The organism is Roseixanthobacter pseudopolyaromaticivorans, from assembly GCF_043195145.2.
Classification (GTDB): domain Bacteria; phylum Pseudomonadota; class Alphaproteobacteria; order Rhizobiales; family Xanthobacteraceae; genus NCEH01.
This window is the reverse complement of the sequence record NZ_CM195539.1, coordinates 107,410-130,720: the sequence shown is the minus strand read 5'-3', so window position 1 is coordinate 130,720 and position 23,311 is coordinate 107,410. Positions and strand designations below refer to the sequence as shown.

The window sequence follows — 23,311 nt, the reverse complement described above, 5'->3', positions numbered from 1 at the left end:
GCTCAGCGCGCGCCGCGCTCGGTGACAAGGCGTTCCAGCGTCTCGACGATGGCATTGGGCGGGGTGTCCTGGAGCAGGACCTCCTTCACGCCCATCTCCTTCAGCGCCACCACGTCCTCGTCCGGCATGACGCCGCCGGCGACGACGATCAGGTCGTCCACGCCCTTCTCGTTCAAGAGCTTGAAAATCTTGGGGAACACCGTGAGCTGGACGCCCGACAGCAGGCTGACGCCGAGCACGTCCACATCTTCCTGGATCGCGGCGGTGACCACTTCTTCCGGCGTGCGGTGCAGGCCGGAATAGATCACGTCCATGCCCGCATCGCGCAAGGTGCGCGCGACGACCTTCACGCCACGGTCGTGACCGTCGAGTCCCACCTTGGCGAGAAGCACTCGAATGGGTTGAGCCATTTCCATCCCTCGTACATTATTGAATTCTGAATTCCGAGTTCAACAAACGGTCGCAGGTTCCCTGGAGATGGTCAAGATGGAAAACGGCGGGCGCACGCGATATGCAGACTTCATGGAAACTCTGGCCGCACCGAAACGCCTGGTCGAACAGACCTACGAGGTCATTCTCGACGCCATCTGCGACGGCACCCTCAAGCCGGGGGAGCGCCTGACGCAGGAGGACATCGCCGCGCGCCTCAATGTTTCGCGCCAGCCGGTGACCCATGCGCTGGTGATCCTGCGCTCCCAGGGCTTCGTCATCGAATCGGGTAAGCGCGGGGTTTCGGTGGCGCCGGTCCAGCCGGAACTGCTCAAGGCGATCTACGAATTCCGCTCGGCGGTGGAGCCGCTGGCGGCGGAACTGGCCACCGCCAATCTCAAGCCGGAACACATCCGCAAGGGGCGGGATCTCGTGGTGCGCGGGCGCAATCTCGTGCTCGCGAACGACCAGAAGGGCGTGGTCCACGCGGACATGGACTTCCACTCCTTCATCTACGATCTCTCGGGCAATCCGCTGGTGATCGATACGATGCGCCTCAATTGGCAGCATCTGCGCCGCGCCATGGGCGAGATCCTCTCCTTCCCCGGCCTCTCCATCCGCGTGTGGCGCGAGCATGAGGAGATTCTGGAAGCCATGATCCGCGGCGAGGCGAAGATCGCGGCAGATCTCATGCGCAACCATCTGGTGGGCGCCTATCGCCGCGTGATGATGGGCGAGAAGGACATTACCTGACCGCCCGCGCGCCGCGCCTAAAAGGCAGGCATGTGCCCCTCTTCGCGGCCGCGCGAACCCTGTCGCGCCGAGCGGGTGAAGCGGCTTTCGTCGTCATGGCCGGACGTGTCGCGGGCATGACGGTCATCCTAACCACCATCCCTCCGGGCACGCCGATTGCATGCGCCGGCGCAAACCGTCCCGACCCCCACGGAAGTTGAAAATGGCGAATCTGACGATCGACGGCGACCGCCTCTGGGCCGCGCTCATGGAAACCGCGCGCTTCGGTGGCACGGAAAAAGGCGGCATCAACCGCCTCACCCTGACCGAGGAGGACCGGCAGGTCCGTGACTGGTTCAAGGACGCCTGCGTCGCCGCCGGCTGCACCGTGTCCGTGGACGAGGCGGGCAATATGTTCGCCCGCCGGCCCGGCCGCGATAATTCCCTTCCGCCCATCTGCATCGGCTCCCACCTCGATACCCAGCCCACCGGCGGCAAGTTCGACGGCGTGCTGGGCGTGCTGGCGGGGCTCGAAGTGCTGCGCGCGCTCCAGGCCAGTGGCTACGAGACGCTGGCGCCCATCGAGGTCATCAACTGGACCAATGAGGAAGGCTCCCGCTTCGCCCCCGCCATGCTGGCGTCCGGGGGCTTCGCCGGGGTGTTCGAGAAGCAATATGTGATGGACCAGCGCGACCGCGAGGGCATCCGCTTCGGCGATGCGCTGGATGCCATCGGCTATCGCGGCGACAAGCCGCTCGGCGGCCATCCCATGTCGGCCATGTTCGAACTCCACATCGAGCAGGGGCCGATCCTGGAGGCCGAGGGCAAGACCATCGGCGTCGTGACCGGGGTGCAGGGCATCCGCTGGTACGAGGCGACGATCACCGGCGTCGACTCGCACGCCGGCACCACGCCCATGTCCCGCCGCAAGGATGCGCTGCTGGGCGCCGCCAAGGTGGTGGAGATCGTCAATGCGGTGGGCCTTGCCCATCCCCCGCTGGCGGTGGCGACCGTGGGGCTGATGGAGGTGACGCCCAATTCGCGCAATGTCATTCCCGGCGAAGTCTTCCTCACCATCGAGATGCGCCATCCCGACCAGGGGGTGCTCGACACCATGCACGCCGAGCTGTGCGCACAGATCGAGGCGGCGATTTCCGCGCTGGGCCTGACCTTGCAACTCGACTGCATCCTGAACGCCCCGCCGGTGCATTTCGACGCGACCCTGGTTTCCACCATCCGGGCGGCGGCGGAGACGCTCGGCTATGGGCATCGTGACATCGTCTCGGGCGCCGGGCACGACGCCGCCTATGTGGCCCGCGTGGCGCCGACCACCATGGTGTTCGTGCCCTGCAAGGACGGCATCAGCCACAATGAGGCGGAAGACACCTCACCGGCCGATTGCGCCGCCGGCGCTGCGGTGCTGCTGAACGCGGTGCTCGCCTTCGACGCAAAGCTGGAGGCGCAGGCGAAGGGATAGGCGGATGATCGCTGGTTTGTGGGGCGAAATGCGTTCGTCGCCGAAGTCTGCATGGAATTCGGCGACGAAATTCACGTAAATCAAGCATCATCGCAGGTTTCATTCGCGGGAATCCGGTGTTCGTCCGTGGCCCTGGGTGTTTCACGTGAAACATCCAGGGGACAAAACCTTTGCGATCCCTTGCTTTCGTCAGGCCGCAGTCAGCGAAAAGATGCTCGCCCCGGTATCCGCCGTCCCAACCGCATTTCGGAACGGCGCGAACAATTCCCGGCCCACATTGACGTGGGAGGCGGAAAGATCTCCCTCCGCCTGCGCGCGGGCGGCCCATTCGTCCGCATCCACCAGCACGGTGAGATGCCCGGCGACGCCGTCGAGCCGCACCAGGTCTCCATCGCGGATCTTGCCGATCGGCCCGCCGGCCGCCGCCTCCGGGGTCACGTGGATGGCCGAGGGCACCTTGCCCGAGGCGCCGGACATGCGCCCGTCAGTCACCAGCGCCACCTTCTGCCCGCGATCCTGCAGCACGCCGAGTGGCGGCAGCAGCTTATGCAGTTCCGGCATGCCGTTGGCCTTCGGCCCCTGGAAGCGCACCACGGCGACGAAATCGCCCGTGAGGCTGCCGGTCTTGAACGCGGCCTGAAGCGCCTCCTGGGAATGGAACACGCGGGCCGGCGCCTCGATGACATGCCGCTCCGGCGCCACCGCCGAGGTCTTGATGACCGCGCGGCCGAGATTGCCGTCCAGCACCTTCAGCCCGCCGGTGGGCTGGAACGCGCGGGTGACCGGGCGAAGCACCGCCTCGTCGCCGCTCGCCGCCGTGGCGTCGCGCCACGCCAGGGCGCCGTTCTCGTCCAGGCCCGGCTCGGCCGTGTAGCCGGAAAGCCCGGTGCCCCACACGGTCTCCACGTCCTCGTGCAGCAGGCCGGCGGAGAGCAATTCGCGGATGACGAAACCCATGCCGCCGGCGGCGTGGAAATGGTTCACGTCCGCCTTGCCGTTGGGATAGACGCGGGTGAGCAGCGGCACCACGTCCGCGAGGTCTGAGAAATCGTCCCAGGTCAGCTTGATGCCCGCCGCCGCCGCCATGGCGACGATATGGAGCGTGTGGTTGGTGGAGCCGCCGGTGGCATGCAGGCCGACGACGCCGTTCACGAACGCCTTCTCGTCCAGCATCCGGCCGAGCGGGGTGTAGTGATTGCCGAGCGCGCTGTTGGCGAGCGCCCGCTTGGTGCCCTCCCGCGTCAGCGCATCGCGCAGCGGCGTGTTAGGATTGACGAAGGAGGCGCCGGGCAAATGCACGCCCATGATCTCCATCATCATCTGGTTGGTGTTGGCGGTGCCGTAGAAGGTGCAGGTGCCGGGGCCGTGGTAGGACTTGGACTCCGCCTCGAGCAGCGCGTCGCGGCCGATCTTTCCTTCCGCGAACAATTGGCGGATGCGGGATTTCTCGTCGTTCGGCAGGCCCGAGGTCATGGGTCCGCTCGGAATGAACACCGCCGGCAGATGGCCGAACGAGAGCGCGCCGATGATCAGGCCGGGCACGATCTTGTCGCAAATGCCGAGGAAGACGGCGGCATCGAAGGTCTGGTGCGAGAGCGCCACCGCCGTTGAAAGGGCGATCACCTCGCGGGAGAACAGGGACAGTTCCATGCCCGCTTCCCCCTGCGTGACGCCGTCGCACATGGCCGGCACCCCGCCCGCCACCTGCGCCACCCCGCCCACGTCGCGGGCCGCCTCGCGGATCAGCTCGGGGAAGCGCTCGTAGGGTTGGTGGGCGCTGAGCATGTCGTTATAGGCGGTCACAATCGCGAGATTTCCGCCCTCGCCACTGCGCAGCTCCGCCTTGTCGCCGGGCAGGCAGGCGGCGAATCCATGGGCCTGGTTGGCACAGCCGAGCGCCCGGCGGCGGGGGCCGGCCTCTCCGGCGGCGGCGATACGGTCCAGATAACGCGCGCGGCTGTCGCGGCTGCGTTCAGCAATGCGCTGCGTCACCTCGCCGATGCGGGCATTGAGACTGGCTTGGGCGGTCATTGGGACCTCCTGGCTGGCGGGATGGGGAACGGGCGGGAAGCAGGAGCCGTCCCGGCGCGATCCGATTCAAGGTGAGAGATTGCCATTTTAACCTCGAAGCCGGATCAAGGGCATCACCAACACATGCGCCCGATAGCGAGCATTTCAATGACACACTCCGCACCCGCCCGCGTCGCCATCCTCGACGATTACCAGAGCGTGGCCGCATCCATGGCCGATTGGGATGCCCTGAAGCCCGGCGCCGAGGCTGTCTTTTTCCACGATCATGTGGCCGATCCGGACCGCCTCGCCGCCCGCCTCACGCCGTTCGACGCGCTGGTGCTCACGCGCGAACGCACGCCGGTCGACGCGGCGCTGATCGCCCAGCTGCCCAACCTCAAGCTCATCACCACCGTCGGCATGTGGAACGCCTCCATCGATATCGCGGCGGCGCAGGCGCGCGGCATCACGGTGAGCGGGACCGTTGGCGGCGACCCCCACGCCACCCCTGCCCTCACCTGGGCCTTGGTGCTGGCAGTGACGCGCGGGCTGCACAAGGAAGCGGCCTCCGTGCGCGCCGGCGGCTGGCAGGTCGGCCTCGGCATGGATATCGCCGGCAAGACCCTGGGCGTGCTCGGCCTCGGCCGCATCGGCGCGGAGGTGGCGAAGTTCGGCCAGGCCTTCGGCATGAAGGTCATCGCCTGGAGCCAGAATCTGACCGCCGAGCGGGCGGCGGAATGCGGCGTGGAACGGGTGGAGAAGGACGAATTGTTCGCCCGCGCCGACGTGCTCACCATCCACCTCAAGCTCGGCGCCCGCACGCAGGATCTCGTCGGCGCGGCGGAACTGGGCCGCATGAAGACAACGGCCTTCCTGGTCAACACCTCGCGCGGGCCGATCGTTTCCGAGCCGGCCCTGGTGGACGCGCTGATGCAGCGGCGGATCGCCGGCGCGGCGCTCGATGTGTTCGACACCGAGCCGCTGGCGGTGGATCATCCGTTCCGATTTTTGCCCAATGTGCTGGCGACGCCGCACATCGGCTATGTTACGGAAAACACCTATCGCACGGCCTTCCCGCAGATCGTCGAAGACATCGCCGCCTGGCAGCGCGGCGCGCCGATCCGCGTGCTTGAGCCGTGAGACACGCCATCAGCCGGTGGGACACACCGCCGGGAAAACACGGGCGCTTCGCAGCCCGGACTTGTGGGAGGAAAAGAGCATCATGCTCTATGATTTCATCATCATCGGAGGCGGCATCGTCGGCCTCTCGACGGCGCGGGAAATCCTGCGCCGCCAGCCGGACGCAGGCCTGTTGCTGCTGGAGAAGGAAGGCGGCCTTGCCCGCCACCAGACCGGGCACAACAGCGGCGTGATCCACGCCGGCATTTATTACGCCCCCGGCAGCTTCAAGGCCGAGCTGTGCCGCAAGGGCGCGCAGGCCACCAAGGATTTCTGCCGCGCCCACAACATCGCCTTTGAAACCTGCGGCAAGCTGCTGGTCGCGACCGATGCGGAGGAACTGGCGCGCATGGACGCGCTCTACCAGCGCGCAGCCGCCAACAATGTGGAAGTGGAGCGCCTGGATGGCGCCGAGCTGAAGCGGCGCGAGCCCAACATCACCGGCATCGGCGCCCTGTTCGTGCCCTCTACCGGCATAGTCGACTACAAGCAGGTGTGCGCGGCGCTGGCCCGCGAGATCGAGGCGGCGGGCGGCACCATTCTGCTCGGCGCCCAGGTCGACGCCATTCGCGAGGGGGCGGAAGAAGTGGAGGTCCGCAGCGGCGGCGTCACCCATCGCGCCAAGACGCTGGTCGCCTGCGCCGGCCTGCAATCGGACCGCATCGCGCGTCTCGCGGGCCTCAAAATCAGCCACCGCATCGTGCCGTTCCGGGGCGAATATTATCGCCTGCCGCCGAGCCGCAATGCCATCGTCAAGCACCTGATCTATCCGGTGCCGGACCCGACCTTGCCGTTCCTCGGCATCCACCTCACCCGCATGATCGACGGCTCGGTGACGGTCGGCCCCAATGCGGTGCTCGGCATGGCGCGCGAGGGCTATCCCAAGCTCTCGGTGAATGCCGCAGACCTTGCGGATACACTCACCTTTCCCGGCTTCTGGCGCACGCTCGCCAACAATCCGCGCGCTGCGATCAAGGAGCTGAAGAACTCCCTCATGCCCGCGGGCTATCTGGAGCAATGCCGCAAATATTGCCCGGACCTGACCATGGCGGACCTCCAGCCCTATGAGGCCGGCATCCGCGCGCAGGCGGTGCTCGCCGACGGCACGCTGGTGCACGACTTCCTGTTCGAGCAGACGCCGCGCTCGCTGCATGTCTGCAACGCGCCCTCCCCCGCCGCCACCGCCGCCTTGCCCATCGGCGAGATGATCGCCGACAAGCTCATGGGCGCGCGGGCAGCCTGAACTCAGCGGCCGCGCTGGTGCAGGATGCGGCCGATGAGGTTCAGCAGGATCTGGGCGGCGAGGATGGCGGTGACGCCGGCGGGATCATATTCGCGCGCCACCTCCACCAGGTCGACGCCGACGATGGTACCCCGCTTGGCGAGGCCGTCCAGCAGTTCCAGCACCTCGTAATAGGCAAAGCCGCCGTGGCTGGGCGTGCCGGTGCCCGGCGCGATGGAGGGGTCGAAGCCGTCGATGTCGATACTCACATAATAGCGCGCGCCCGCCGGGATGCGCGCCAGCACCGCCTCGGTCCCGAGCTTGCGGATCTGCCGCACGCTCAGGATGTCGCTGCCCATGCGGCGGGCGTCCTCATAGCCCTCGCGGGCGGTGGAGGAGACGTTGCGGATGCCGAGCTGGGTCAGGCCGGTAACGTGGGGTCGCTCGGCGGCACGGCGCATGGGGCTGCCGTGGCCGTTGCGCACGCCATGCCGCTCGTCGACGAAATCCAGATGCGCGTCGAATTGCACCAGATGCACCGGCGCCTCGTCGGAAAAGGCGGCAACGCAGGGAATATTGATGGAATGATCCCCGCCGAGCACCACCGGCAGCGCGCCCGCCTTGAGGATTGCCCGCACGCCCGCTTCGATATTGGCGTGGCTCTGCGCGGTGTCGGTGTGGATCATGTCGGCATCGCCCATATCCACGATGCGCGCAGCCCCGGCGGGCAGATAGACCACGTCGTCCTCATGGTCATAGGCGCCGGAATGGCCGAAGGCGAACAGCGTGGAGGCCTCCCGGATCGCCCGCGGGCCCGAGCGGGCGCCGGAGCGCCATTGGGTGCCGAGATCGAACGGCGCGCCGAGGATGGCGACATCGGCCTCCAGCTTATCCCAGTCCAGGCACAGGGGGTATTTGCCGAAGGTGCAGATGCCGACGAAGGGCAGGTCGAGCCGGCCGCTTTCATATCCATGGGACATGGGGTTTTCCTTAGACCGCATCGAGGGCGAGGGGCGCGCCGCGCCGTTCGGCAACACCAGTTGCCAGCACGCATAGAAGTTCGAACATGAGGCTGGCGCCCGTCAGGGCCGTGAGGCCGGAGGGGTCGAACGGCGGGGCGACTTCCACGAGGTCCGCGCCGATCAGGTTGAGCCCCGCCAGCGCCCGCACCATGTGCTGCGCCTCGCGGGTGGTGAAGCCGCCGATCTCCGGCGTGCCGGTGCCCGGCGCGAAGGAGGGATCGAGGCTGTCGATGTCGAACGTCACATAGGCCGGCTGTTCGCCGAGGATGGCATGGACCTCGTCCATCACGTCCTGCGGCCCGCGCTTGATGAATTCCTCCATGAAGATCATGCGGATCCCGCATGCCTTCGCAAAGTCGAAGTTCGAAGCATCCGAGATCGCCCCGCGCAGGCCGATCTGCACGAACCGCTTGGGGTCGATCAACCCCTCCTCAATGGCGCGGCGGAACGGCGTGCCGTGGTTGTAGGGATTGCCGCCGAAGAAGCCGTCATAGGTGTCGGAATGGGCGTCGAACTGCACCACGCCCACCGGGCCCTTCTGCACCAGCCCGCGCAGGATGGGCAGCGTCATCAGGTGATCGCCGCCGGCAGAGAGCGGCACCGCGCCGGCGGTGCGCACGCCGGCGTAGAAATCGCCCACCAGCTTCAACGTCTTCATGAGGTCGAGCGGGTCGACCGGCGCGTCGCCGCAATCGGCGATCCGCGCCTGGTCGTACGGCGAGACGCCGGTGACATGGTGTACCCGGCGCGTCAGGCTCGACTGGTTGCGCAATTCGCGCGGCCCGTGGCGCGTGCCGGCGCGATTGGTCACGCCGCCGTCGAACGGCACGCCGACAATGGCAATATCCACCTCGGCCGGCTCGGCCTGCGGCAGCCGCATGAAGGTGGCGATGCCGGCGAAACGCGGAATGCTGCCGGAATCCGCCGGCTCGAACTTTCCAACCATGAAAAACCTGCCATCTGGCTCATGCGGGCCGCGCCCGCGCTGTCAGAGATTGAATTCCTTGCGCACCGCCGCGGTGATGCCGGCGACATAGTCGTCCATCAGCCACTGGCCCTTTTCGGCGGTGGAGCCATGGGCCACCGCGAGCACGCCGGACGCCGGCACGAAGCCGGCCGGCACCGGGTGCATGTCATAGGTGGGGAATTGCGCCGGTCCGTCGGACGGCACCTTCTCCATCTCCACCAGTTCCGGGCGCACCAGGAGCATGAGCGAGGTCTCCAGCAGGCTCGCATGCTCCAGGTCGATGCCAGGGAAGCCGTCGGGGAACAGGCGCTCCAGCGTCTCGCGCCGGGCAAAATCCCAATATTCCAGGCGCATCAGCTGCATGCCGGTGATGCCGTCGCGGCGCAGTTCGCGCAGGCCGAGGTCCACGCCCTCGACGCCGGGCCACATGTTCTCATAATGGCCGTTCACCACCACGATGCGCCGCACGCCATCGGCGCCGAGGGCGCGGATCACATCGCGCAGCACCAAAGCGAAGGTGTAGGCATCGAGGCTCGTGGTGCCGGGAAAAGCCTCGCCGCCGCCGGAGCGGGGCTGGGATTTGTAGCCATAGGGGATCGCCGGCGCGACAATGCCGCCGATCTGCGCCGCCACCCGCGCGCACACGGCCGTGGGCAGCACCACGTCCACGTTCAGCGGCAGATGCGGGCCGTGCTGCTCGGTGGTGCCCAGGGGAATAAACACCGTCGCCCCGGCGGCGATCTTCGCCTGATATTGCGGCCAGCTCAGTTCGGCCATGTAGACGCTGTCGACCATTGTGTTTCCCCTCAGTGCATGGCCGCGCCGCCATCGACGCTGATGCATTGGCCGGTGATGAAATTCGTGTGGCGCGAGGCGAGGAAGGCGACCGCCTCGGCCACCTCCTCCGGTCGGCCGATGCGGCGCAGCGGATTGTTGGTTTCCAGCGCCTGCTGGGCCGCATCCATGCCGGCGAAATTGAGCAAGGGCGTATCCACCGGCCCCGGCGCCACTGCGTTCACCAGGATGCGCGGCGCGAGCTCCCGCGCCCAGGAGCGGGTCAGCGCCAGGATCGCGCCCTTGGTGGCGCAATAGCCGGACGCGCCCTGCCGGCCGAGATAGCCCAGCTCGGACGCGATATTGATGATGCGCCCATGTTCCCCGAAAAGCCGCGCGGCCTCCCGCGCCATGAGGATGGTGCCGCGCACGTTCACCGCCAGCATCTTCTCGAAGGCGGCGAAATCGAAGGCGGCGAGCGGGCTTTCCAGATCCAGCCCGGCGCAGTTCACGATCACGTCGAGTCCGCGCAGATGCGCCGCCGCCGCATCCATCGCCGCGACGACCGCCACCTCGTCGGTAAGGTCGACCGTAATGGGATGCCAAGCGGACGCCTCCGCCGGCTGGATATCAAATCCGACCACATGGGCGCCGCCCGCCGCCAGCCGGTTCGCGCAGGCGCGGCCGATGCCGCTCGCCGCGCCGGTGACGACGATGCGCAGGCCCTGGTGCGGGGAGGGATCAGAGGGGTTCACCACGGTGCTTCTCCACGATCGACCCCGAGGCTCTGGCCGGTGATGTTCGCGGCGAGATCCGAGGCGAGGAACAGATAGGTGCCCGCCACGTCGTCCGGGTCCATGAAGCCCGGCAGCGCCTGAACGGCGACGATCTCGCGCAGCAGATCGTCCTCCGGCCGTCCGGTGCGCTCGGCCATGGCGCGCAGCGAGCGCAGCGAAGCGTCCGTGCGCACCCAGCCGGGACACACCGCATTCACATTGATGCCGCGCGGACCCAATTCCTTGGCGAAGGTCTTGGTCAGGCCGATCACCGCGTGCTTGGACGCCACATAGGCGCCGAACAGCGGCTCGGCGGTGCGCGACCAGATGGAGGCGGTGTTGATGATGCGCCCGCCGTGGGAGAGCTTCGGCGCGAAGGCGCGGGTGGCCAGGAATGTCCCCGTCACGTTGATTTCCACCACGCGGCGGAAGCGCAGCTCGTTCTCCGCGCTCGGGTCGTCGAGCGGCGTTACCAGTTCCAGACCGGCATTGTTCACCAGCACGTCGAGATGGGCGATCTCCTGCGCCACGGCTTCGAGATCGGCGGTGCGCGTGATGTCGGCCTTGTGGCCGCGCGCGCCGAGCCGCTCGGCGGCCTCGAAGATGGCGTCATCCTCCGCCAGCATGTGCAGATCGGCCCCCGCCGCGGCGAAGGCGCGGGCGATGCCGTGGCCGATGCCCCGGCTCGACCCCGTCACCAGAACGGCGCGCCCCGCGAGGCCGCCGAGCAATCCGCCCGCCATCATGGCTCTTCCCCCGCGCTTGCCCGCACCAGGTGCAGCATCTCATTGCGCAAGGCGAAGAAATCCGCCCCGTCGCGCATCTCCAGCGTGCGGTCCTCGCCGAGGCGCGCGCGCACGTCGATCTCCGCCATGATGCGCGCCGGGCGCTTGGAGAAAACGATCACCCGGTCGGCAAGGAAGGCGGCTTCCTCAACATCGTGGGTCACGAACACCACAGTCTTGGCATCGCGCCGCTGGATGCGCCGCAACTCGCCCTGCAATTGCTCGCGCCGCTGGGCATCCAGCGCGCCGAACGGCTCGTCCATCAGCAGCACGTCGGAGCCGGCGGCCAGCGTCCGGGCGATGGCGATGCGCTGGCGCATGCCGCCCGAGACGCGGTTGGGATAGGTGTCGGAGAATTCGTAGAGCCCGACCAGATCGAGATAATGATCCCGCCGGCCCAGCTTCTCCTCCTCCGACAGATCGGTGCGGTAGCGCATGCCGAAGGCGACGTTTTCCGCCACTGTCAGCCAGGGAAAGGAGGAATAGGACTGGAACACCATGCCGCGCCGCCAGTCCGGGCCGCCCACGGGTGCGCCATCGAGGCGAATGTCCCCGGCGCTCGGAGTATCGAGCCCGCCGATCATGCGCATCAAAGTGGTCTTGCCGCAGCCCGAGGGTCCCAGGAACACGACGAATTCATTGCGGGCGATGGCGAGGTTGAAGGGCGTCGCGACCACCTCGACCGTGCCGAAATGCTTGGTGACGTTCGTGAAGGTGAGGTGAGCCGTCATCCGTTTGCCCTCACAGATAGCGGAAGGCGCGGCGGTGCACGGCGCGCAGCAATTGGTCGGTGACGAGGCCGATGATTCCGATGAGGAAGACGCCCGCCATCACTTCCGGCGTCTTCATGTAGCGGCGTGCCGCCCAGATGACGAAGCCGAGGCCGCTGTCCGCCGCGACGATCTCGGCGATGATCAGATAGGTCCAGCACCAGCCGAGCGTGATGCGCAGATTATCCACCAGCCCCGGCAGCATGGCGCGGAAGGCCACATCCTTCAGCACCTGCCCGGGCTTGGCGCCGACCGTATAGGCGATCTCGATATACTCCTGCGGCACCCGGCGCATGTCGTCGGAAACCAGAAGCACGAGCTGGAAGAAGGTGCCGAGCCAGAGCAGGAAGATCTTGGTCTCCTCGCCCACGCCGAACCAGATGATGGAGAGCGGCACAAGCGCAGGCACCGGCAGATAGCGGATGAAATCGATGATGGGTTCGAGCGCGGCGCCGATGGCGCGATAAGCGCTCATCATGATGCCGATGGGAATGGCCATCACGGCCGCCAGCAGGAACGCGCTCCACACCCGCAGAATGGAGACCCAGGCATTCCAGGCGAGATGCTGGTCTGCGAACATGCGCATCATCGCGGCGAGGATGGCGCTCGGCGCGGGGAAGAACAGCGGGCTGGTGAGGCCGAGCCGCGCCACCCCTTCCCACACCAGCAGCACCAGCACGCTGGCGCCGAGGGCAATGGCCGCCGAAACCGAGCGCGGCAAAGGCGCGCGCAGGCGGAACAGATCCCGCAGCGCGAACCCGCCCGCTGGTCGAGCGACGACCGACGGCATGCCGGACTCACCGCCGGCACGCGCCGGCGGTGAGGATGATGCGGCAGGCTCGCTCACTTCGTCCCCGCGATTGCGGAAACCACCGAGGGGTCGATCTGCTGGGCGGGGTCGAGCTTGGTGTCGGCCGCCCCGTTCTCCAGGTTCAGCTCCATCACCGTGTTGAAGATGGTGTAGAGCGTACCCGGCTTGCCGGCGGTGCCGATATAGGTCTCGGCATCCGCAAGCGAGGTATAAGCAAGCGAAGTGTCGAGAATGTCCTTCACCTCGGCCTCGCTCAAATTGAAGTGCGGCGCGGCGAGCTTAATGAATTCCGCCGGATTTTTCTTGTAGAGATCCACCGCCTGGTAAATCCCCTTCAGGAACGCCTGATATTTCTTCGGATTCGACTTCAGATCGTCCTGACGCACAGCGATGATATCGACGATGATGTCGCTATCCTTGGAAGAGATCAGCACCTTACCCTTGCGGTTGGCATTGGCGGTGATCGCCTGCGACATGACCGGCTCATAAGTCGCGATCGCCTGGATCGACGGGTCGGCGAACACCGCGACCGTATCGGCGGTGGCGATCTCCTTGAGCTTGAGATCCTTGAGGGTCATCCCCTCCTTTTTCAGCGCCAATTGCAGCAGCAGGCGGCCGGGAATGTTGACCTCGGAGGCCACGGTCTTGCCCTTCAGCGCCGCGACGGAGGAAATCGACCCGTCCGCGATCACGCCGTCGCCGCCCACCGACTTGTCGATGGTGCCGATGATGATTCCGGGGGTGGAGGCATCGCGCGGGCGGCCCTGGTGCTCGCCGACGGTGCGCATGTCGACCTCGATATCGCCGCGCGCCATGGCGGCCATGACGTTGGAGCGGTCATCCTCGAACCGCATGTCCACATCGAGGCCTTGGGATTTGAAATAGCCCTTGTCCATGGCCACGAACACCGGCGCGAAGCCGGGCCAGGTGGGCGCGAGAACACGGATCTTGTCTGCGGCGGAAGCAGGCGCCGAAAGGGCCAGCAGGCCCAGAACGGCGAAAGCGGCAATGCGATCTTTATGCCTCATGGCGGTCGCTCCTTGGAGGGTGCTCGCATGCTCCGGCATATTCACATCCGGAAAAATCGTCTTTATTGAAACGTCACATCGAGAACTTTAGATGTAAAAGGCCTCAAGGAGGGAAAGCCCGTGCGGCGTCTGGATAATATCGACCTGCGCCTGCTGCGGGTGTTCGTGGCCCTGACCGAGGCGGGCGGCTTTGCGGACGCGCAAATCACCCTCAATCTCTCCCAATCCACCCTCTCGACGCATCTGGCGGCGCTGGAGCGCAAGCTCGGCGGGCAATTGTGCGAGCGCGGGCGCGCCGGTTTCCGCCTCACCCCGTTCGGTGAATCCACCTTCGCCGCCGCCAAGCAATTGTTCGCCGATATCGACGCCTTCCACGGCCGCATCGGCCGCGACCAGCGCACGCTTGTGGGGCGGTTGCGGCTCGGCATCGTGGACGGGGTCGTCACCAACCCCATACTCGGCCTCCAGACGGCGCTCGGCCGCTACATGGAATACGCGAGCGAAGTGTTTGTGGACCTGGAGCTCGGCACGCCGCTGGTGTTGGAACAGGCGCTGATGGACGGCGCCCGCGACGTCGTCATCGGCCCGTTCTCGCAGAAGGTGCCGGGCATCACCTACATTCCGCTGCACCGCGAGCCGCACGCCCTCTATTGCGGGAAAGGCCATCCGCTGTTCAAAATTCCGCCGCGCCAGATGCAGCACGCCCAAATCGAGGCGGCCTTGTTTTCCGTGCGCCGCTATCGCCACCTCGACGACCTGTACCGGGTCAATCATCCGCGCGCGAGCGGCTCCATCGTGCAGATGGAGGCGCAGGTGATGATGATCCTGTCCGGTCATTTCATCGGCTATCTGCCGCGCCACATGGGCGACGACTGGGCACGGCGCGGCGAGATGCGGGCCCTGAAGCCCGAGAGCTACGGCTTTGAATCCGCGCATTTCGTCGCGACGCGCCGGCTGAAGGGCGAGCAGCCGCTGGTGGACGCCTTCATCAAGGAACTGAAGGCCCAGGTCAGCGTGTCCGCCCGCCCCGCCGCTTTCAGCGGGTCAGATTCACCGTGATGTTCTTGCTCTGGGTGAAGCTGTCCAGCATGGCGGAGAGGGAGAATTCCCGCCCGAGCCCGCTTTGCTTGTAGCCGCCATAGGAATGACCCGGCAGTTGCCCGGCCCCCTGGTTGATCTGGACCCAACCGGCTTCCACATCGCGGGCGGTGCGCAGCGCCTTGCCGATGTCGTGGGTCCAGATATAGGCGGCAAGGCCGTAATGGCTGTCGTTGGCCATCTTGATGACCTCGGCCTCGTCCTCCCACGGGATCGCCACCAGCACCGGCCCGAAGATCTCCTCGCGCGACAGGCGCCAGTCGTTTTCCGCCTGGGCAAACGCGGTGGGCCGCATGAAATAGCCTTCGCTCAGCGGCCCCTCAGTATCCGGCAGGCCGCCCATGACGAGGCGCGAGCCCTGCTGGCGTAGGCCTTCCTCCACATAGCCGCGGACCTTGCTGAACTGCTTCTCATTGATGATGGCGCCGATGTCAGTCTCTTCCGCCAGCGGATCGCCGAGCCGCAGCTTGCCGGCCTTTTCGGCGAGCCGCTCCAGGAAGCCGTCATAGATGGAGCGATGGAGAAACAGCCGCGAGCCGGCAGTGCACGATTGGCTCTGCCGCGTGAAGCGCATGGCGGCGATGATGCCCTCCACCACCCAATCCTCGTCCGCATCCGGGAACACGATGGACGGGCTCTTGCCGCCAAGCTCCAAGGAAACCGGGAGAATCCGCTTCGCGGCGGCCTCCATCACCAGCTTGCCCACGGCCGTGGAGCCGGTGAAGGACAGCTTCGCCACCTTCGGGTGGTTGATGAGCGGAGCGCCGCATTCAGCGCCCGTGCCGGTGAGCATGTTGACCACGCCGGGCGGCAGATGCTCGGCGCAGATTTCCGCGAGCATCAGCACCGCCAGCGGGGCGTCTTCGGCGGTCTTCATGACCATGGTATTGCCCGCGCAGAGCGCCGGCGCGATCTTCACCGCCGCCAGCAGGAACGGAGCATTCCAGGGGATGACGGCGGCAACGACGCCGAGCGGCTCACGCTGGGTGTAGCTGAGAAGATCATCGTTGAACGGCAAGGTCTCGCCCTTCAGCTCGCCCGAAAGGCCACCGAAATAGCGGAACATCTCCGCCGCCGCCCTGGTCTCGGGCCGCGCCTGGGTGCGCAGGGCGTTGCCGGTCTCCGTGGCGATGGTGCGGGCGATCTCCTCGTGCCGGGCGTCGATGCCGTCGGCGATCTTGATCAGCAGCCGCCCCCGCTCGCGTGGCGGCACCTTGCGCCAGGAAGCGAAGGATTCCAATGCCTTGTCCACCGCGAGATCGACGTCTGCGGAACCGCCCCGGGGCACCTCGGCAAACGTTTCGCGGCGCGCCGGGTTCTCGACGGTGAGGGTTTCGCCCGATGCCGCCCACACCCATTCGCCGCCGATCAGCATGGGATGACGCAGCAGCTGCGCGCCGGTGAGGGTCTTTTCGCCCGTGTTCATATGATCCTCCCTTGATCGCGAAGCTTAAGCCCCGCCCCGGCGTGACGCCGGGTTTCATACGCTTTTACAAAGTGTTGAAGCTCAGCCCTGTTCCCATATGCGGGGCATCTGGGCCACGAGATCGGCGAACACGCGCCCGCCCGTGGTGATGTGTTCATGCATGATGGAATTGGCGGTCGCCCCGTCGCCGCGCAGGATGGCATCGACGATTTGTGCGTGATCCTGATGGGACTGCTCGATCCGCCCGGGTTTCTGGAACGGATAGCGGCGGTAGACGCGCAGCCGCGCCCGCATGTCCTTGATGTTGAATTCAAGGTATTCGTTGCATGCCCCGCGATAGATGCACTCATGTAACCGCGTGTTCGCCAGATCGTACGCGGATGAATCTCCCCGTTCCACGAACGCGGCGGTTTGGGCGTGGATTTCGGCGAGCGCCTTGCGGTCGTCCGGCGGCATGCGGCTCGCCGCCAGCTTGGCGGCCATGCCTTCCATCTCGGTCATCACCTCGAACATGGAGACCACCTGCTCCACGCTGAGCACGGTGACGGTGGCGCCGCGCCGCTGGCGCAGATCGACCAGGCCGAGGGAGGCGAGCTGGATCAGCGCCTCGCGCACCGGCGTCTTGGACACGCCGAAGCGCTCGGAGAGGGGCCGCTCCTCCAGCCGCGCGCCGGGGGGCAGAGCACCGGATTCGATCTCGCCCCGGATCCACTTCGCGATCTCGCCTGTCCGGTTGATCTTCTGCACAGCGGGTTCGCCCATCAAATCGCGTCGTCCTTGCGTGTTGTCTCGCCCGCTCCGCCGCGATGCAAGGCGGATATTCCGAACAGCAGGTTACATATTTTTTTTAGATTGACTCATATTTTTTTTGAAATCAAAAATGAGAGAATGACCAACGCCAACGGGCAACGACCCGCCACTCCCCGCGCCGGCCACAGCGATGAAGGCAGCCCGCCGAGCCTGTCGATCGCAGGGGCGAAAGCCTGCATCCACCTCAATCGGCCACGCCAGCACAACCGCTTCCAGCGGGAGGATCTGGCCCATCTCGCGACGCTGCTGGATGAGGTGGAGCGCGACCGGGCGGTGCGGGTGCTGATGTTCACCGCGAGCGGACCGAGCTTCAGCGCCGGCTTCGATATCGGCGGCTTCGAGGCGGGCGGCGCGTCCCAGCCCCACGCCTTCGGCGATCTGTGCGATCGGGTGGAGGCGGTGAAGATCCCGACCCTCTGCGTGCTGAACGGCAGCGTCTATGGCGGCGCCACCGATTTCGCCCTGGCGTGCGACATCCGCATCGCCGTCGAAGGCGCGCGCATGATGATGCCGCCCGCCCGGCTGGGCATCCAATATTATTACGGCGGCCTGCGCCGCTATGTGGAGCGGCTCGGCCCGGCGGCCGCCAAGCTGCTGATCCTCACCGGCGAGCCCATCGACGCGCAGGCCATGCTGCGCATCGGCTTCGTGCAGGAATTGGTGGCGGCCGACGCCTTGATGGCGCGGGCCGATGCGCTCGCCACCGCCTGCGCCGAACGGGCGCCCGGCGCGCTGCGCGGCCTGAAGGCCTCGCTCGATGCGCTGGCCCAGGGCAAGGCCGACCCAGCGTTGATCCAGGCGCGCTTCGATGCGAGCCTGACCTCGGCAGAAGCGCAGGAAGGCCTGCGCGCCTGGGCGGAAAAGCGCCCTCCCATATTCAAGGACGAGGTGCCGGCGGCCTGAAGGGGCTCCCGCGGACAGGCGAAGGCGGTTCGAGCAAGAACGGCCGATTCGCGAAAACAGAACAAGCCGCGCGGTCCGCAAGAGACCGGCCGGCGCGAGGTGGAAACGAAACGGGCGGACGATCGTCACGCCCGCAAAACTGGGAGGATGAACCATGCGCCTTGGATTGATCGCGGGGCTCGCAGCCACGTCGCTGCTTGCGCTGACCGCCGCGAATGCCGCCGACGGCCCCGTCCGCATCGGCGTGCTGAACGACCAGTCGGGCCTCTATAGCGAGTTCGGCGGCATCGGTTCGGTGGAAGCCGCGAAGATGGCGGTCGAGGATTTCGGCGGCAAGGTCCTCGGGCGGCCGATCGAGATTCTCTCCGCCGACCATCAGAACAAGACCGACGTCGGCGCCGCCACCGCGCGCAAATGGTTCGACGAGGAGAATGTGCTCGCCATCGCCGACCTGACGAATTCCGCGGTCGCGCTGGCGGTGCAGGGCATGGCGAAGGAGCGCGGCAGGATCACCCTCTCCTCCGGCCCCGCCACCACCCGCCTCACCAATGAGGATTGCTCCCCCACCGGCTTCCATTGGCCGTGGGACACCTATTCCCAGGCGGTCGGCACGGCCCGCGCGGTGCTGCAGGACGGCGGCAAGAGCTGGTATCTCGTGGTCGTGGACTATGCGTTCGGCCACCAGATGTCCGCCGACATCGCCAAGACCGTCGCCGCCGGCGGCGGCACGGTGGTCGGCCAGGTGCGCTATCCGACCGGGGCTGCGGACTTCTCCTCCTTCCTGCTGCAGGCGCAGGGCTCTAAGGCGCAGATCATCGGCCTCGCCAATGGCGGCATGGACACCATCAATTCCATCAAGCAGGCGGCGGAATTCGGCATCACCGACGGCGGCCAGCGCCTGGTGGGCCTCGCCATCATGATCAGCGACGTCAACGCCCTCGGCCTCAAGGCCGCCAAGGGCCTGATCGCCACCACCGCCTATTATTGGGACCGCAACGACGCCAGCCGCGCCTTCGGCGAGCGCTACATGAAGAAGACCGGCCGGATGCCGGACATGATCCAGGCCGGCGTCTATTCCTCGGTCCTGCACTATCTCAAGGCCATGCAGGCGGCGAACAGCGACGACGGCAAGGTGGTCGCCGAGAAGATGCGCGAGATGCCGGTGAACGACTTCTTCGTCACCAACGGCAAAGTCCGCGCCGACGGCCGCATGGAGCACGACATGTACCTGATCCAGGTGAAGGATCCGAGCGAATCCAAGTATCCCTGGGATTATTACAAGATCCTGCGCACCATTCCCGCCGCCGAGGCCACCATGCCTCTGTCGGAAAGCAAGTGCCCGCTGGTGAAGAAGTGAGAAAGACGGCGGAAAGCCGTTTCAAAATGCGCTGAGGCCGGCGCATGCGGGGCTGGATGGGGGTACGCCGTCGTCACGACGGGGTTCGCCTATCCAGCCCCGACGGCCTGAACGGATTGTCCGAGGGGACACGCGCGGAGCTGTCCGCAGGCCGGCGCGAAGCCGGGCTTGCAGGCGGCGAGAGCAAGCAGGCGAAACCTGCCGCCGCACGGTCCCGATACGCTCTAAGGGGAGTTGAAATGCCAAACGTCACCTTCATCGGGCTCGGCAATATGGGCCGGCCCATGAGCCGAAACCTCATCAAGGCCGGCCACGCCGTCACCGGGTTCGATCTCTCGCAGGCGGCCCGCGAGGCTTTGGTCGCGGAAGGCGGTCGCGCCGCCGCCAGCATCGCGGAAGCGGTCGCCGGGGCAGACGCAATCGTCACCATGGTGCCCACGGGCAAGCATGTGCGCGAGGTCTACGAGGGGCCGGGCGGCATCCTCGCCAGCGCTTCCAAGGGGGCGATCCTGATCGACAGCTCCACCATCGACGTGGACAGCGCGCGGGCGGTCGGCAAGGCTGCTGCCGCCGCCGGCTTCGACATGGTGGATGCGCCCGTTTCTGGCGCGGTACCGGCGGCGGAGGCGGGCCGGCTCACCTTCATGGTGGGCGGCACCAAGGCGGCCTATGCGCGCGCGCTGCCGATCCTGGAAGGCATGGGCGCCAATTTCTTCCATGTGGGGGATTCCGGCCTCGGGCAGGCGCTGAAGATCTGCAACAACATGATGTCCGGCATGACCATGGTGGCCATCAGCGAGGTGTTTACGCTCGCCGAGAAGCTCGGGCTCGACAACCAGACCGTCTATGACGTGATCACCAAGTCGTCGGGCAATTGCTGGGCGCTGCAATCCTATTGCCCGGTGCCCGGCCCGGTGCCGACCTCACCGGCCAATCGCGATTATGCGCCCGGTTTCACCGCCGCCATGATGCTGAAGGACATGCGCCTGTCCCAGCAGGCAGCGGGCGCGGGCGGCGCGGCGACGCCGCTTGCCGGGGCTTCCGCCGCCATCTACCAGATGGTCGTGGCCGCCGGCTATGGCGACCGCGACTTCAGCTGCGTGTTCAACCTGCTGTCCGGCCGCATGGCCGCGCCGCAGAAGAGCTGACCCAAGCCGCCGCGTCCCATGCGGATGCGGCGTTTTTGCCCCAAACCGGAGCAGGCAGATGAGCAAGGCGATCCGCGTCCACGAGGCCGGCGGCCCCGACGTGCTGAAGCTGGAGGAGGTGACGCTGCCCGCCCCCGGCGCCGGCGAGGTGCTGCTGCGGCACACCGCCATCGGCGTCAATCTGGTGGATACCTATCACCGCTCCGTCACCTCCGGCCAATATCTCATCCCGCGCCCCGCCACCCTGGGCGTCGAGGCGGCGGGCATCGTCGAGCAGGTGGGGCCGGACGTGACGGACCTCGCAGTGGGCGACCGCGTCGCCTATTGGAACGTGCTCGGCGCCTATGCGGAGCGGCGCATCCTCCCCGCCTGGCGGGCGCTGAAAATCCCGGACGGCATCGACGATGCCACCGCCGCGGCCGCCCTTCTGAAAGGCGCCACAGCCTTCTATCTCATCCATCGCATCTATCCGGTGAAAGCCGGCGACACGATCCTGGTGCATGCGGCCGCCGGCGGGGTCGGGCGCATCCTGTGCCAGTGGGCGACCCATCTCGGCGCCAAGGTCATCGGCACCGTGGGCTCGGCCGGCAAGGCGGAAGTCGCCCGTGCGGCGGGCTGTGCCCATGTGGTGGTGACGGGCGAAGAGGATTTCGTCGCTGAGGCCCGCGCCTTCACCGATGGCGCGGGGGTGGATGCGGTGTTCGATTCCATCGGCCGCGATACGTTCGACAAGTCGCTCGATACGCTGCGGCCGCTCGGCATGATGGTGAATTTCGGCCAGGCGAGCGGGCCCGTGCCGCCGCTCGATATCAGCGTGCTCGCGCAGAAGGGCTCGCTGTTCCTCGCCAAGCCCACGCTCGCCACCTTCGTCAAGGATCGCGCGAGCATCCTCGCCCTGGCGCAGGGTGTGTTCGGGGCCCTGCTGTCCGGCGCAATCAAGGTGGAGATCGGGCTCAGCGCCCCCCTCGCGGAGGCCGCGCGGGTGCATCGCGAACTGGAGGCGCGGCGCACCACCGGCTCCATCGTGCTCGTGCCGTGAGCGCTAAGATGTCTGCCAATCTCTACGATGTCCTCTTCCCCGCCTCGCTCCCCGGCACGGCGACCGCCCTGACCATCGGCGCAAGCGATGTCTGGAGCCGCGCGCGGCTCGCCGACACCGCCGGGCGCATCGCGGCGGTGCTGCGCGCGGCCGGCGTTTCGCCCGGCGACCGGGTGGCCGCGCAGGTGGAGAAAAGCGGCGCGGCGGTGGCGCTCTATCTCGCGTGCCTCAAGGCCGGGGCGGTCTATCTGCCGCTCAACACGGCCTATACGCCGCACGAGATGGCGGCCTTCCTCGGCGATGCGGAGCCCACGGTGTTCGTCGGCCAGCCGCACGCCATGGCCGCGCTGGCGCCCCATCTGCCGGAAGGCTGCACGCGTTTTACGCTCGATGCGGCCGGCGGCGGCAGCCTGAGCGATGCGGTGGACGCGCAATTTCCCCTGGTCGAGGGCGTGCCGCGCGGGCGCGACGATCTCGCCGCCATCCTCTACACCTCCGGCACCACGGGCCGCGCCAAGGGCGCGATGATCACCCATGGCAACCTCATCCACGCCGCCGAAGCGCTCAATGCCTTGTGGGGCATCACGGGCGACGACGTGCTGCTGCATGCGCTGCCGGTGTTCCACGCCCACGGCCTGTTCATCGCCATCAATTGCGCGCTCTCCGCCGGCGCGCCCATCTGGTTCCTGCCGAAATTCGCGGTTGACCCGGTGATCGACCTTTTGCCCCGCTCCACCCTGTTCATGGGCGTGCCGACGCTCTACACGCGCCTGCTGGGCGATCCGCGGCTGACCCGCGACCTGTGCGGGCGCATGCGCCTGTTCACCAGCGGCTCGGCGCCGCTCTCGGGCGCCACCTTCGATGCCTTCCGCGACCGCACCGGCCACGCCATTCTGGAGCGCTACGGCACCACGGAAACCGCGATCATCTCCTCAAACCCGCTGATCGGCGACCGCATCCAGGGCACGGTCGGCTATGCCATGCCGGGCGTGGAGGTGCGCATCTTCGGCGAGGCGGGCGAAGAGATGCCCCGCGGCGAAGTGGGCGAAGTGGTGCTGCGGGGCCCCAACGTGTTCGCCGGCTATTGGCGCATGCCCGAGGAGAGCACCGAGGCCTTCACCCCGGACGGCTTCTTCCGCACCGGCGATCTCGCCCGCATGGACGCAGACGGCCGCATCACCATCGTCGGGCGGTCGAAGGACCTCATCATCTCCGGCGGGTACAACGTCTATCCGCGCGAGGTGGAAGCCGCCCTCGCCCGGCTCGACGGGGTGGAGGATTGCGCGGTGATCGGCGTGCCCCATCCCGATTTTGGCGAGGGGGTGATCGCCGTTGTGGAGCGCAAGCCCGGCCTCCCGGCGCCGGAGCCGGCGGCGCTGCTGTCCGGCCTCTCCGGCGCGCTGGCCCGCTACAAATTGCCGAAGCACGTGATCGTGCAGGATGCGCTGCCCCGCAATGCCATGGGCAAGGTGCAGAAGACCGAGCTGCGCCGGATCCATGCCGGGATCTTCCAGGACGGCAGCGACGCGGCCTGATCGCGGCCGGCCT

The 23,311-nt window shown here is 67.0% G+C and carries 22 protein-coding genes; 10 read left to right on the top strand and 12 right to left on the bottom strand.

Going from position 1 to position 23,311, the window contains the following annotated elements:
* Positions 1-2: 2 nt before the first annotated feature.
* Positions 3-410, bottom strand: a complete 408-nt coding sequence (locus tag V5F68_RS00610) for a cobalamin B12-binding domain-containing protein (RefSeq protein WP_348847546.1) — start codon at positions 408-410, stop codon at positions 3-5.
* 112 nt (positions 411-522) lie between these two features.
* Here V5F68_RS00610 and V5F68_RS00605 point away from each other — a divergent pair, with 112 nt between their 5' ends.
* Together V5F68_RS00605 and V5F68_RS00600 are read left to right on the top strand one after the other, a co-directional pair.
* Positions 523-1,182, top strand: a complete 660-nt coding sequence (locus tag V5F68_RS00605; RefSeq protein ID WP_394012673.1) for a GntR family transcriptional regulator — start codon at positions 523-525, stop codon at positions 1,180-1,182.
* A 202-nt stretch (positions 1,183-1,384) separates the two neighbouring features.
* On the top strand, positions 1,385-2,638 hold the full coding sequence (locus V5F68_RS00600) for a Zn-dependent hydrolase (protein WP_394012674.1): 1,254 nt from the start codon (positions 1,385-1,387) through the stop codon (positions 2,636-2,638).
* A 189-nt stretch (positions 2,639-2,827) separates the two neighbouring features.
* Here V5F68_RS00600 and edd read toward each other — a convergent pair whose 3' ends face one another.
* Positions 2,828-4,669: a phosphogluconate dehydratase gene (gene edd / locus V5F68_RS00595; RefSeq protein WP_394012675.1), complete on the bottom strand. Its 1,842-nt coding sequence runs from the start codon at positions 4,667-4,669 to the stop codon at positions 2,828-2,830.
* Between the two features lie 147 nt (positions 4,670-4,816).
* On the opposite strand from edd, the gene V5F68_RS00590 reads away from it, so the two are divergent.
* Both V5F68_RS00590 and lhgD read left to right on the top strand, forming a co-directional pair.
* A complete protein-coding gene (locus V5F68_RS00590; protein WP_394012676.1) occupies positions 4,817-5,788 on the top strand; it encodes a D-2-hydroxyacid dehydrogenase family protein in 972 nt (323 codons plus the stop codon).
* An 82-nt stretch (positions 5,789-5,870) separates the two neighbouring features.
* Positions 5,871-7,070 carry an L-2-hydroxyglutarate dehydrogenase gene (gene lhgD / locus V5F68_RS00585; protein WP_394012677.1) on the top strand — a complete coding sequence of 400 codons (1,200 nt, stop codon included), beginning with the start codon at positions 5,871-5,873 and terminating at the stop codon, positions 7,068-7,070.
* Between the two features lie 2 nt (positions 7,071-7,072).
* Here the strand turns inward: lhgD and speB (V5F68_RS00580) are convergent, their stop codons facing one another.
* The 8 genes from speB (V5F68_RS00580) to V5F68_RS00545 are packed head-to-tail and all read right to left on the bottom strand — an operon-like array spanning position 7,073 to position 13,982.
* On the bottom strand, positions 7,073-8,029 hold the full coding sequence (speB, locus tag V5F68_RS00580) for an agmatinase (protein ID WP_394012678.1): 957 nt from the start codon (positions 8,027-8,029) through the stop codon (positions 7,073-7,075).
* A 10-nt stretch (positions 8,030-8,039) separates the two neighbouring features.
* Entirely contained in the window at positions 8,040-9,017 is a 978-nt protein-coding gene (gene speB / locus V5F68_RS00575; protein ID WP_394012679.1) for an agmatinase, read from the bottom strand.
* Positions 9,018-9,059: 42 nt separating this feature from the next.
* Positions 9,060-9,833, bottom strand: coding sequence for a creatininase (locus V5F68_RS00570; RefSeq protein WP_394012680.1), 774 nt, complete (start codon positions 9,831-9,833; stop codon positions 9,060-9,062).
* Positions 9,834-9,844: 11 nt separating this feature from the next.
* Complete coding sequence (locus V5F68_RS00565; protein ID WP_394012681.1) at positions 9,845-10,570, bottom strand: SDR family NAD(P)-dependent oxidoreductase; 726 nt, start codon at positions 10,568-10,570, stop codon at positions 9,845-9,847.
* Positions 10,564-11,334 (bottom strand): SDR family NAD(P)-dependent oxidoreductase, encoded by a 771-nt coding sequence (locus tag V5F68_RS00560; RefSeq protein WP_394012682.1) that lies wholly within the window; start codon positions 11,332-11,334, stop codon positions 10,564-10,566. The genes V5F68_RS00565 and V5F68_RS00560 overlap by 7 nt, the downstream gene beginning before the upstream one ends.
* Positions 11,331-12,104, bottom strand: coding sequence for an ABC transporter ATP-binding protein (locus V5F68_RS00555; RefSeq protein ID WP_394012683.1), 774 nt, complete (start codon positions 12,102-12,104; stop codon positions 11,331-11,333). Before V5F68_RS00555 ends, V5F68_RS00560 begins: the two co-directional genes overlap by 4 nt.
* A 10-nt stretch (positions 12,105-12,114) precedes the next feature.
* Positions 12,115-12,933: an ABC transporter permease gene (locus tag V5F68_RS00550; protein WP_394012684.1), complete on the bottom strand. Its 819-nt coding sequence runs from the start codon at positions 12,931-12,933 to the stop codon at positions 12,115-12,117.
* A 53-nt stretch (positions 12,934-12,986) separates the two neighbouring features.
* A complete protein-coding gene (locus V5F68_RS00545) occupies positions 12,987-13,982 on the bottom strand; it encodes an ABC transporter substrate-binding protein (RefSeq protein ID WP_394012685.1) in 996 nt (331 codons plus the stop codon).
* A 120-nt stretch (positions 13,983-14,102) separates the two neighbouring features.
* Between V5F68_RS00545 and V5F68_RS00540 the strand changes: the two genes are divergently transcribed.
* The gene (locus V5F68_RS00540) at positions 14,103-15,041 is read left to right on the top strand and encodes a LysR family transcriptional regulator (protein ID WP_394012686.1); all 939 of its coding nucleotides are present in this window, start codon (positions 14,103-14,105) and stop codon (positions 15,039-15,041) included.
* On the opposite strand, the gene V5F68_RS00535 is transcribed toward V5F68_RS00540, so the two are convergent.
* Together V5F68_RS00535 and V5F68_RS00530 are read right to left on the bottom strand one after the other, a co-directional pair.
* The gene (locus tag V5F68_RS00535; protein ID WP_394012687.1) at positions 15,019-16,506 is read right to left on the bottom strand and encodes an aldehyde dehydrogenase family protein; all 1,488 of its coding nucleotides are present in this window, start codon (positions 16,504-16,506) and stop codon (positions 15,019-15,021) included. The genes V5F68_RS00540 and V5F68_RS00535 overlap by 23 nt on opposite strands.
* Before the next feature lie 81 nt (positions 16,507-16,587).
* Positions 16,588-17,268, bottom strand: coding sequence for a GntR family transcriptional regulator (locus V5F68_RS00530; RefSeq protein ID WP_394012688.1), 681 nt, complete (start codon positions 17,266-17,268; stop codon positions 16,588-16,590).
* A gap of 126 nt (positions 17,269-17,394) precedes the next feature.
* On the opposite strand from V5F68_RS00530, the gene V5F68_RS00525 reads away from it, so the two are divergent.
* The 5 genes from V5F68_RS00525 to V5F68_RS00505 all read left to right on the top strand — a co-directional run bounded on the left by V5F68_RS00525 (position 17,395) and on the right by V5F68_RS00505 (position 23,298).
* Positions 17,395-18,219 carry an enoyl-CoA hydratase/isomerase family protein gene (locus tag V5F68_RS00525; RefSeq protein ID WP_394012689.1) on the top strand — a complete coding sequence of 275 codons (825 nt, stop codon included), beginning with the start codon at positions 17,395-17,397 and terminating at the stop codon, positions 18,217-18,219.
* A 154-nt stretch (positions 18,220-18,373) separates the two neighbouring features.
* A complete protein-coding gene (locus V5F68_RS00520) occupies positions 18,374-19,576 on the top strand; it encodes an ABC transporter substrate-binding protein (protein WP_394012690.1) in 1,203 nt (400 codons plus the stop codon).
* Between the two features lie 239 nt (positions 19,577-19,815).
* Positions 19,816-20,724, top strand: a complete 909-nt coding sequence (gene mmsB, locus V5F68_RS00515; protein ID WP_394012691.1) for a 3-hydroxyisobutyrate dehydrogenase — start codon at positions 19,816-19,818, stop codon at positions 20,722-20,724.
* Between the two features lie 58 nt (positions 20,725-20,782).
* Complete coding sequence (locus tag V5F68_RS00510) at positions 20,783-21,763, top strand: quinone oxidoreductase family protein (RefSeq protein ID WP_394012692.1); 981 nt, start codon at positions 20,783-20,785, stop codon at positions 21,761-21,763.
* Positions 21,764-21,771: 8 nt separating this feature from the next.
* On the top strand, positions 21,772-23,298 hold the full coding sequence (locus V5F68_RS00505; protein WP_394012693.1) for an AMP-binding protein: 1,527 nt from the start codon (positions 21,772-21,774) through the stop codon (positions 23,296-23,298).
* Positions 23,299-23,311: the final 13 nt, after the last annotated feature.

What these genes read in the sequence shown, in the direction of transcription:
- V5F68_RS00610 (WP_348847546.1), bottom strand. Translation starts at nt 410, where the DNA reads ATGGCTCAACCCATTCGAGTGCTTCTCGCCAAGGTGGGACTCGACGGT.
- V5F68_RS00605 (WP_394012673.1), top strand. Translation starts at nt 523, where the DNA reads ATGGAAACTCTGGCCGCACCGAAACGCCTGGTCGAACAGACCTACGAG.
- V5F68_RS00600 (WP_394012674.1), top strand. Translation starts at nt 1,385, where the DNA reads ATGGCGAATCTGACGATCGACGGCGACCGCCTCTGGGCCGCGCTCATG.
- edd (WP_394012675.1), bottom strand. Translation starts at nt 4,669, where the DNA reads ATGACCGCCCAAGCCAGTCTCAATGCCCGCATCGGCGAGGTGACGCAG.
- V5F68_RS00590 (WP_394012676.1), top strand. Translation starts at nt 4,817, where the DNA reads ATGACACACTCCGCACCCGCCCGCGTCGCCATCCTCGACGATTACCAG.
- lhgD (WP_394012677.1), top strand. Translation starts at nt 5,871, where the DNA reads ATGCTCTATGATTTCATCATCATCGGAGGCGGCATCGTCGGCCTCTCG.
- speB (WP_394012678.1), bottom strand. Translation starts at nt 8,029, where the DNA reads ATGTCCCATGGATATGAAAGCGGCCGGCTCGACCTGCCCTTCGTCGGC.
- speB (WP_394012679.1), bottom strand. Translation starts at nt 9,017, where the DNA reads ATGGTTGGAAAGTTCGAGCCGGCGGATTCCGGCAGCATTCCGCGTTTC.
- V5F68_RS00570 (WP_394012680.1), bottom strand. Translation starts at nt 9,833, where the DNA reads ATGGTCGACAGCGTCTACATGGCCGAACTGAGCTGGCCGCAATATCAG.
- V5F68_RS00560 (WP_394012682.1), bottom strand. Translation starts at nt 11,334, where the DNA reads ATGATGGCGGGCGGATTGCTCGGCGGCCTCGCGGGGCGCGCCGTTCTG.
- V5F68_RS00555 (WP_394012683.1), bottom strand. Translation starts at nt 12,104, where the DNA reads ATGACGGCTCACCTCACCTTCACGAACGTCACCAAGCATTTCGGCACG.
- V5F68_RS00550 (WP_394012684.1), bottom strand. Translation starts at nt 12,933, where the DNA reads ATGCCGTCGGTCGTCGCTCGACCAGCGGGCGGGTTCGCGCTGCGGGAT.
- V5F68_RS00545 (WP_394012685.1), bottom strand. Translation starts at nt 13,982, where the DNA reads ATGAGGCATAAAGATCGCATTGCCGCTTTCGCCGTTCTGGGCCTGCTG.
- V5F68_RS00535 (WP_394012687.1), bottom strand. Translation starts at nt 16,506, where the DNA reads ATGAACACGGGCGAAAAGACCCTCACCGGCGCGCAGCTGCTGCGTCAT.
- V5F68_RS00530 (WP_394012688.1), bottom strand. Translation starts at nt 17,268, where the DNA reads ATGGGCGAACCCGCTGTGCAGAAGATCAACCGGACAGGCGAGATCGCG.
- V5F68_RS00525 (WP_394012689.1), top strand. Translation starts at nt 17,395, where the DNA reads ATGACCAACGCCAACGGGCAACGACCCGCCACTCCCCGCGCCGGCCAC.
- V5F68_RS00520 (WP_394012690.1), top strand. Translation starts at nt 18,374, where the DNA reads ATGCGCCTTGGATTGATCGCGGGGCTCGCAGCCACGTCGCTGCTTGCG.
- mmsB (WP_394012691.1), top strand. Translation starts at nt 19,816, where the DNA reads ATGCCAAACGTCACCTTCATCGGGCTCGGCAATATGGGCCGGCCCATG.
- V5F68_RS00510 (WP_394012692.1), top strand. Translation starts at nt 20,783, where the DNA reads ATGAGCAAGGCGATCCGCGTCCACGAGGCCGGCGGCCCCGACGTGCTG.
- V5F68_RS00505 (WP_394012693.1), top strand. Translation starts at nt 21,772, where the DNA reads ATGTCTGCCAATCTCTACGATGTCCTCTTCCCCGCCTCGCTCCCCGGC.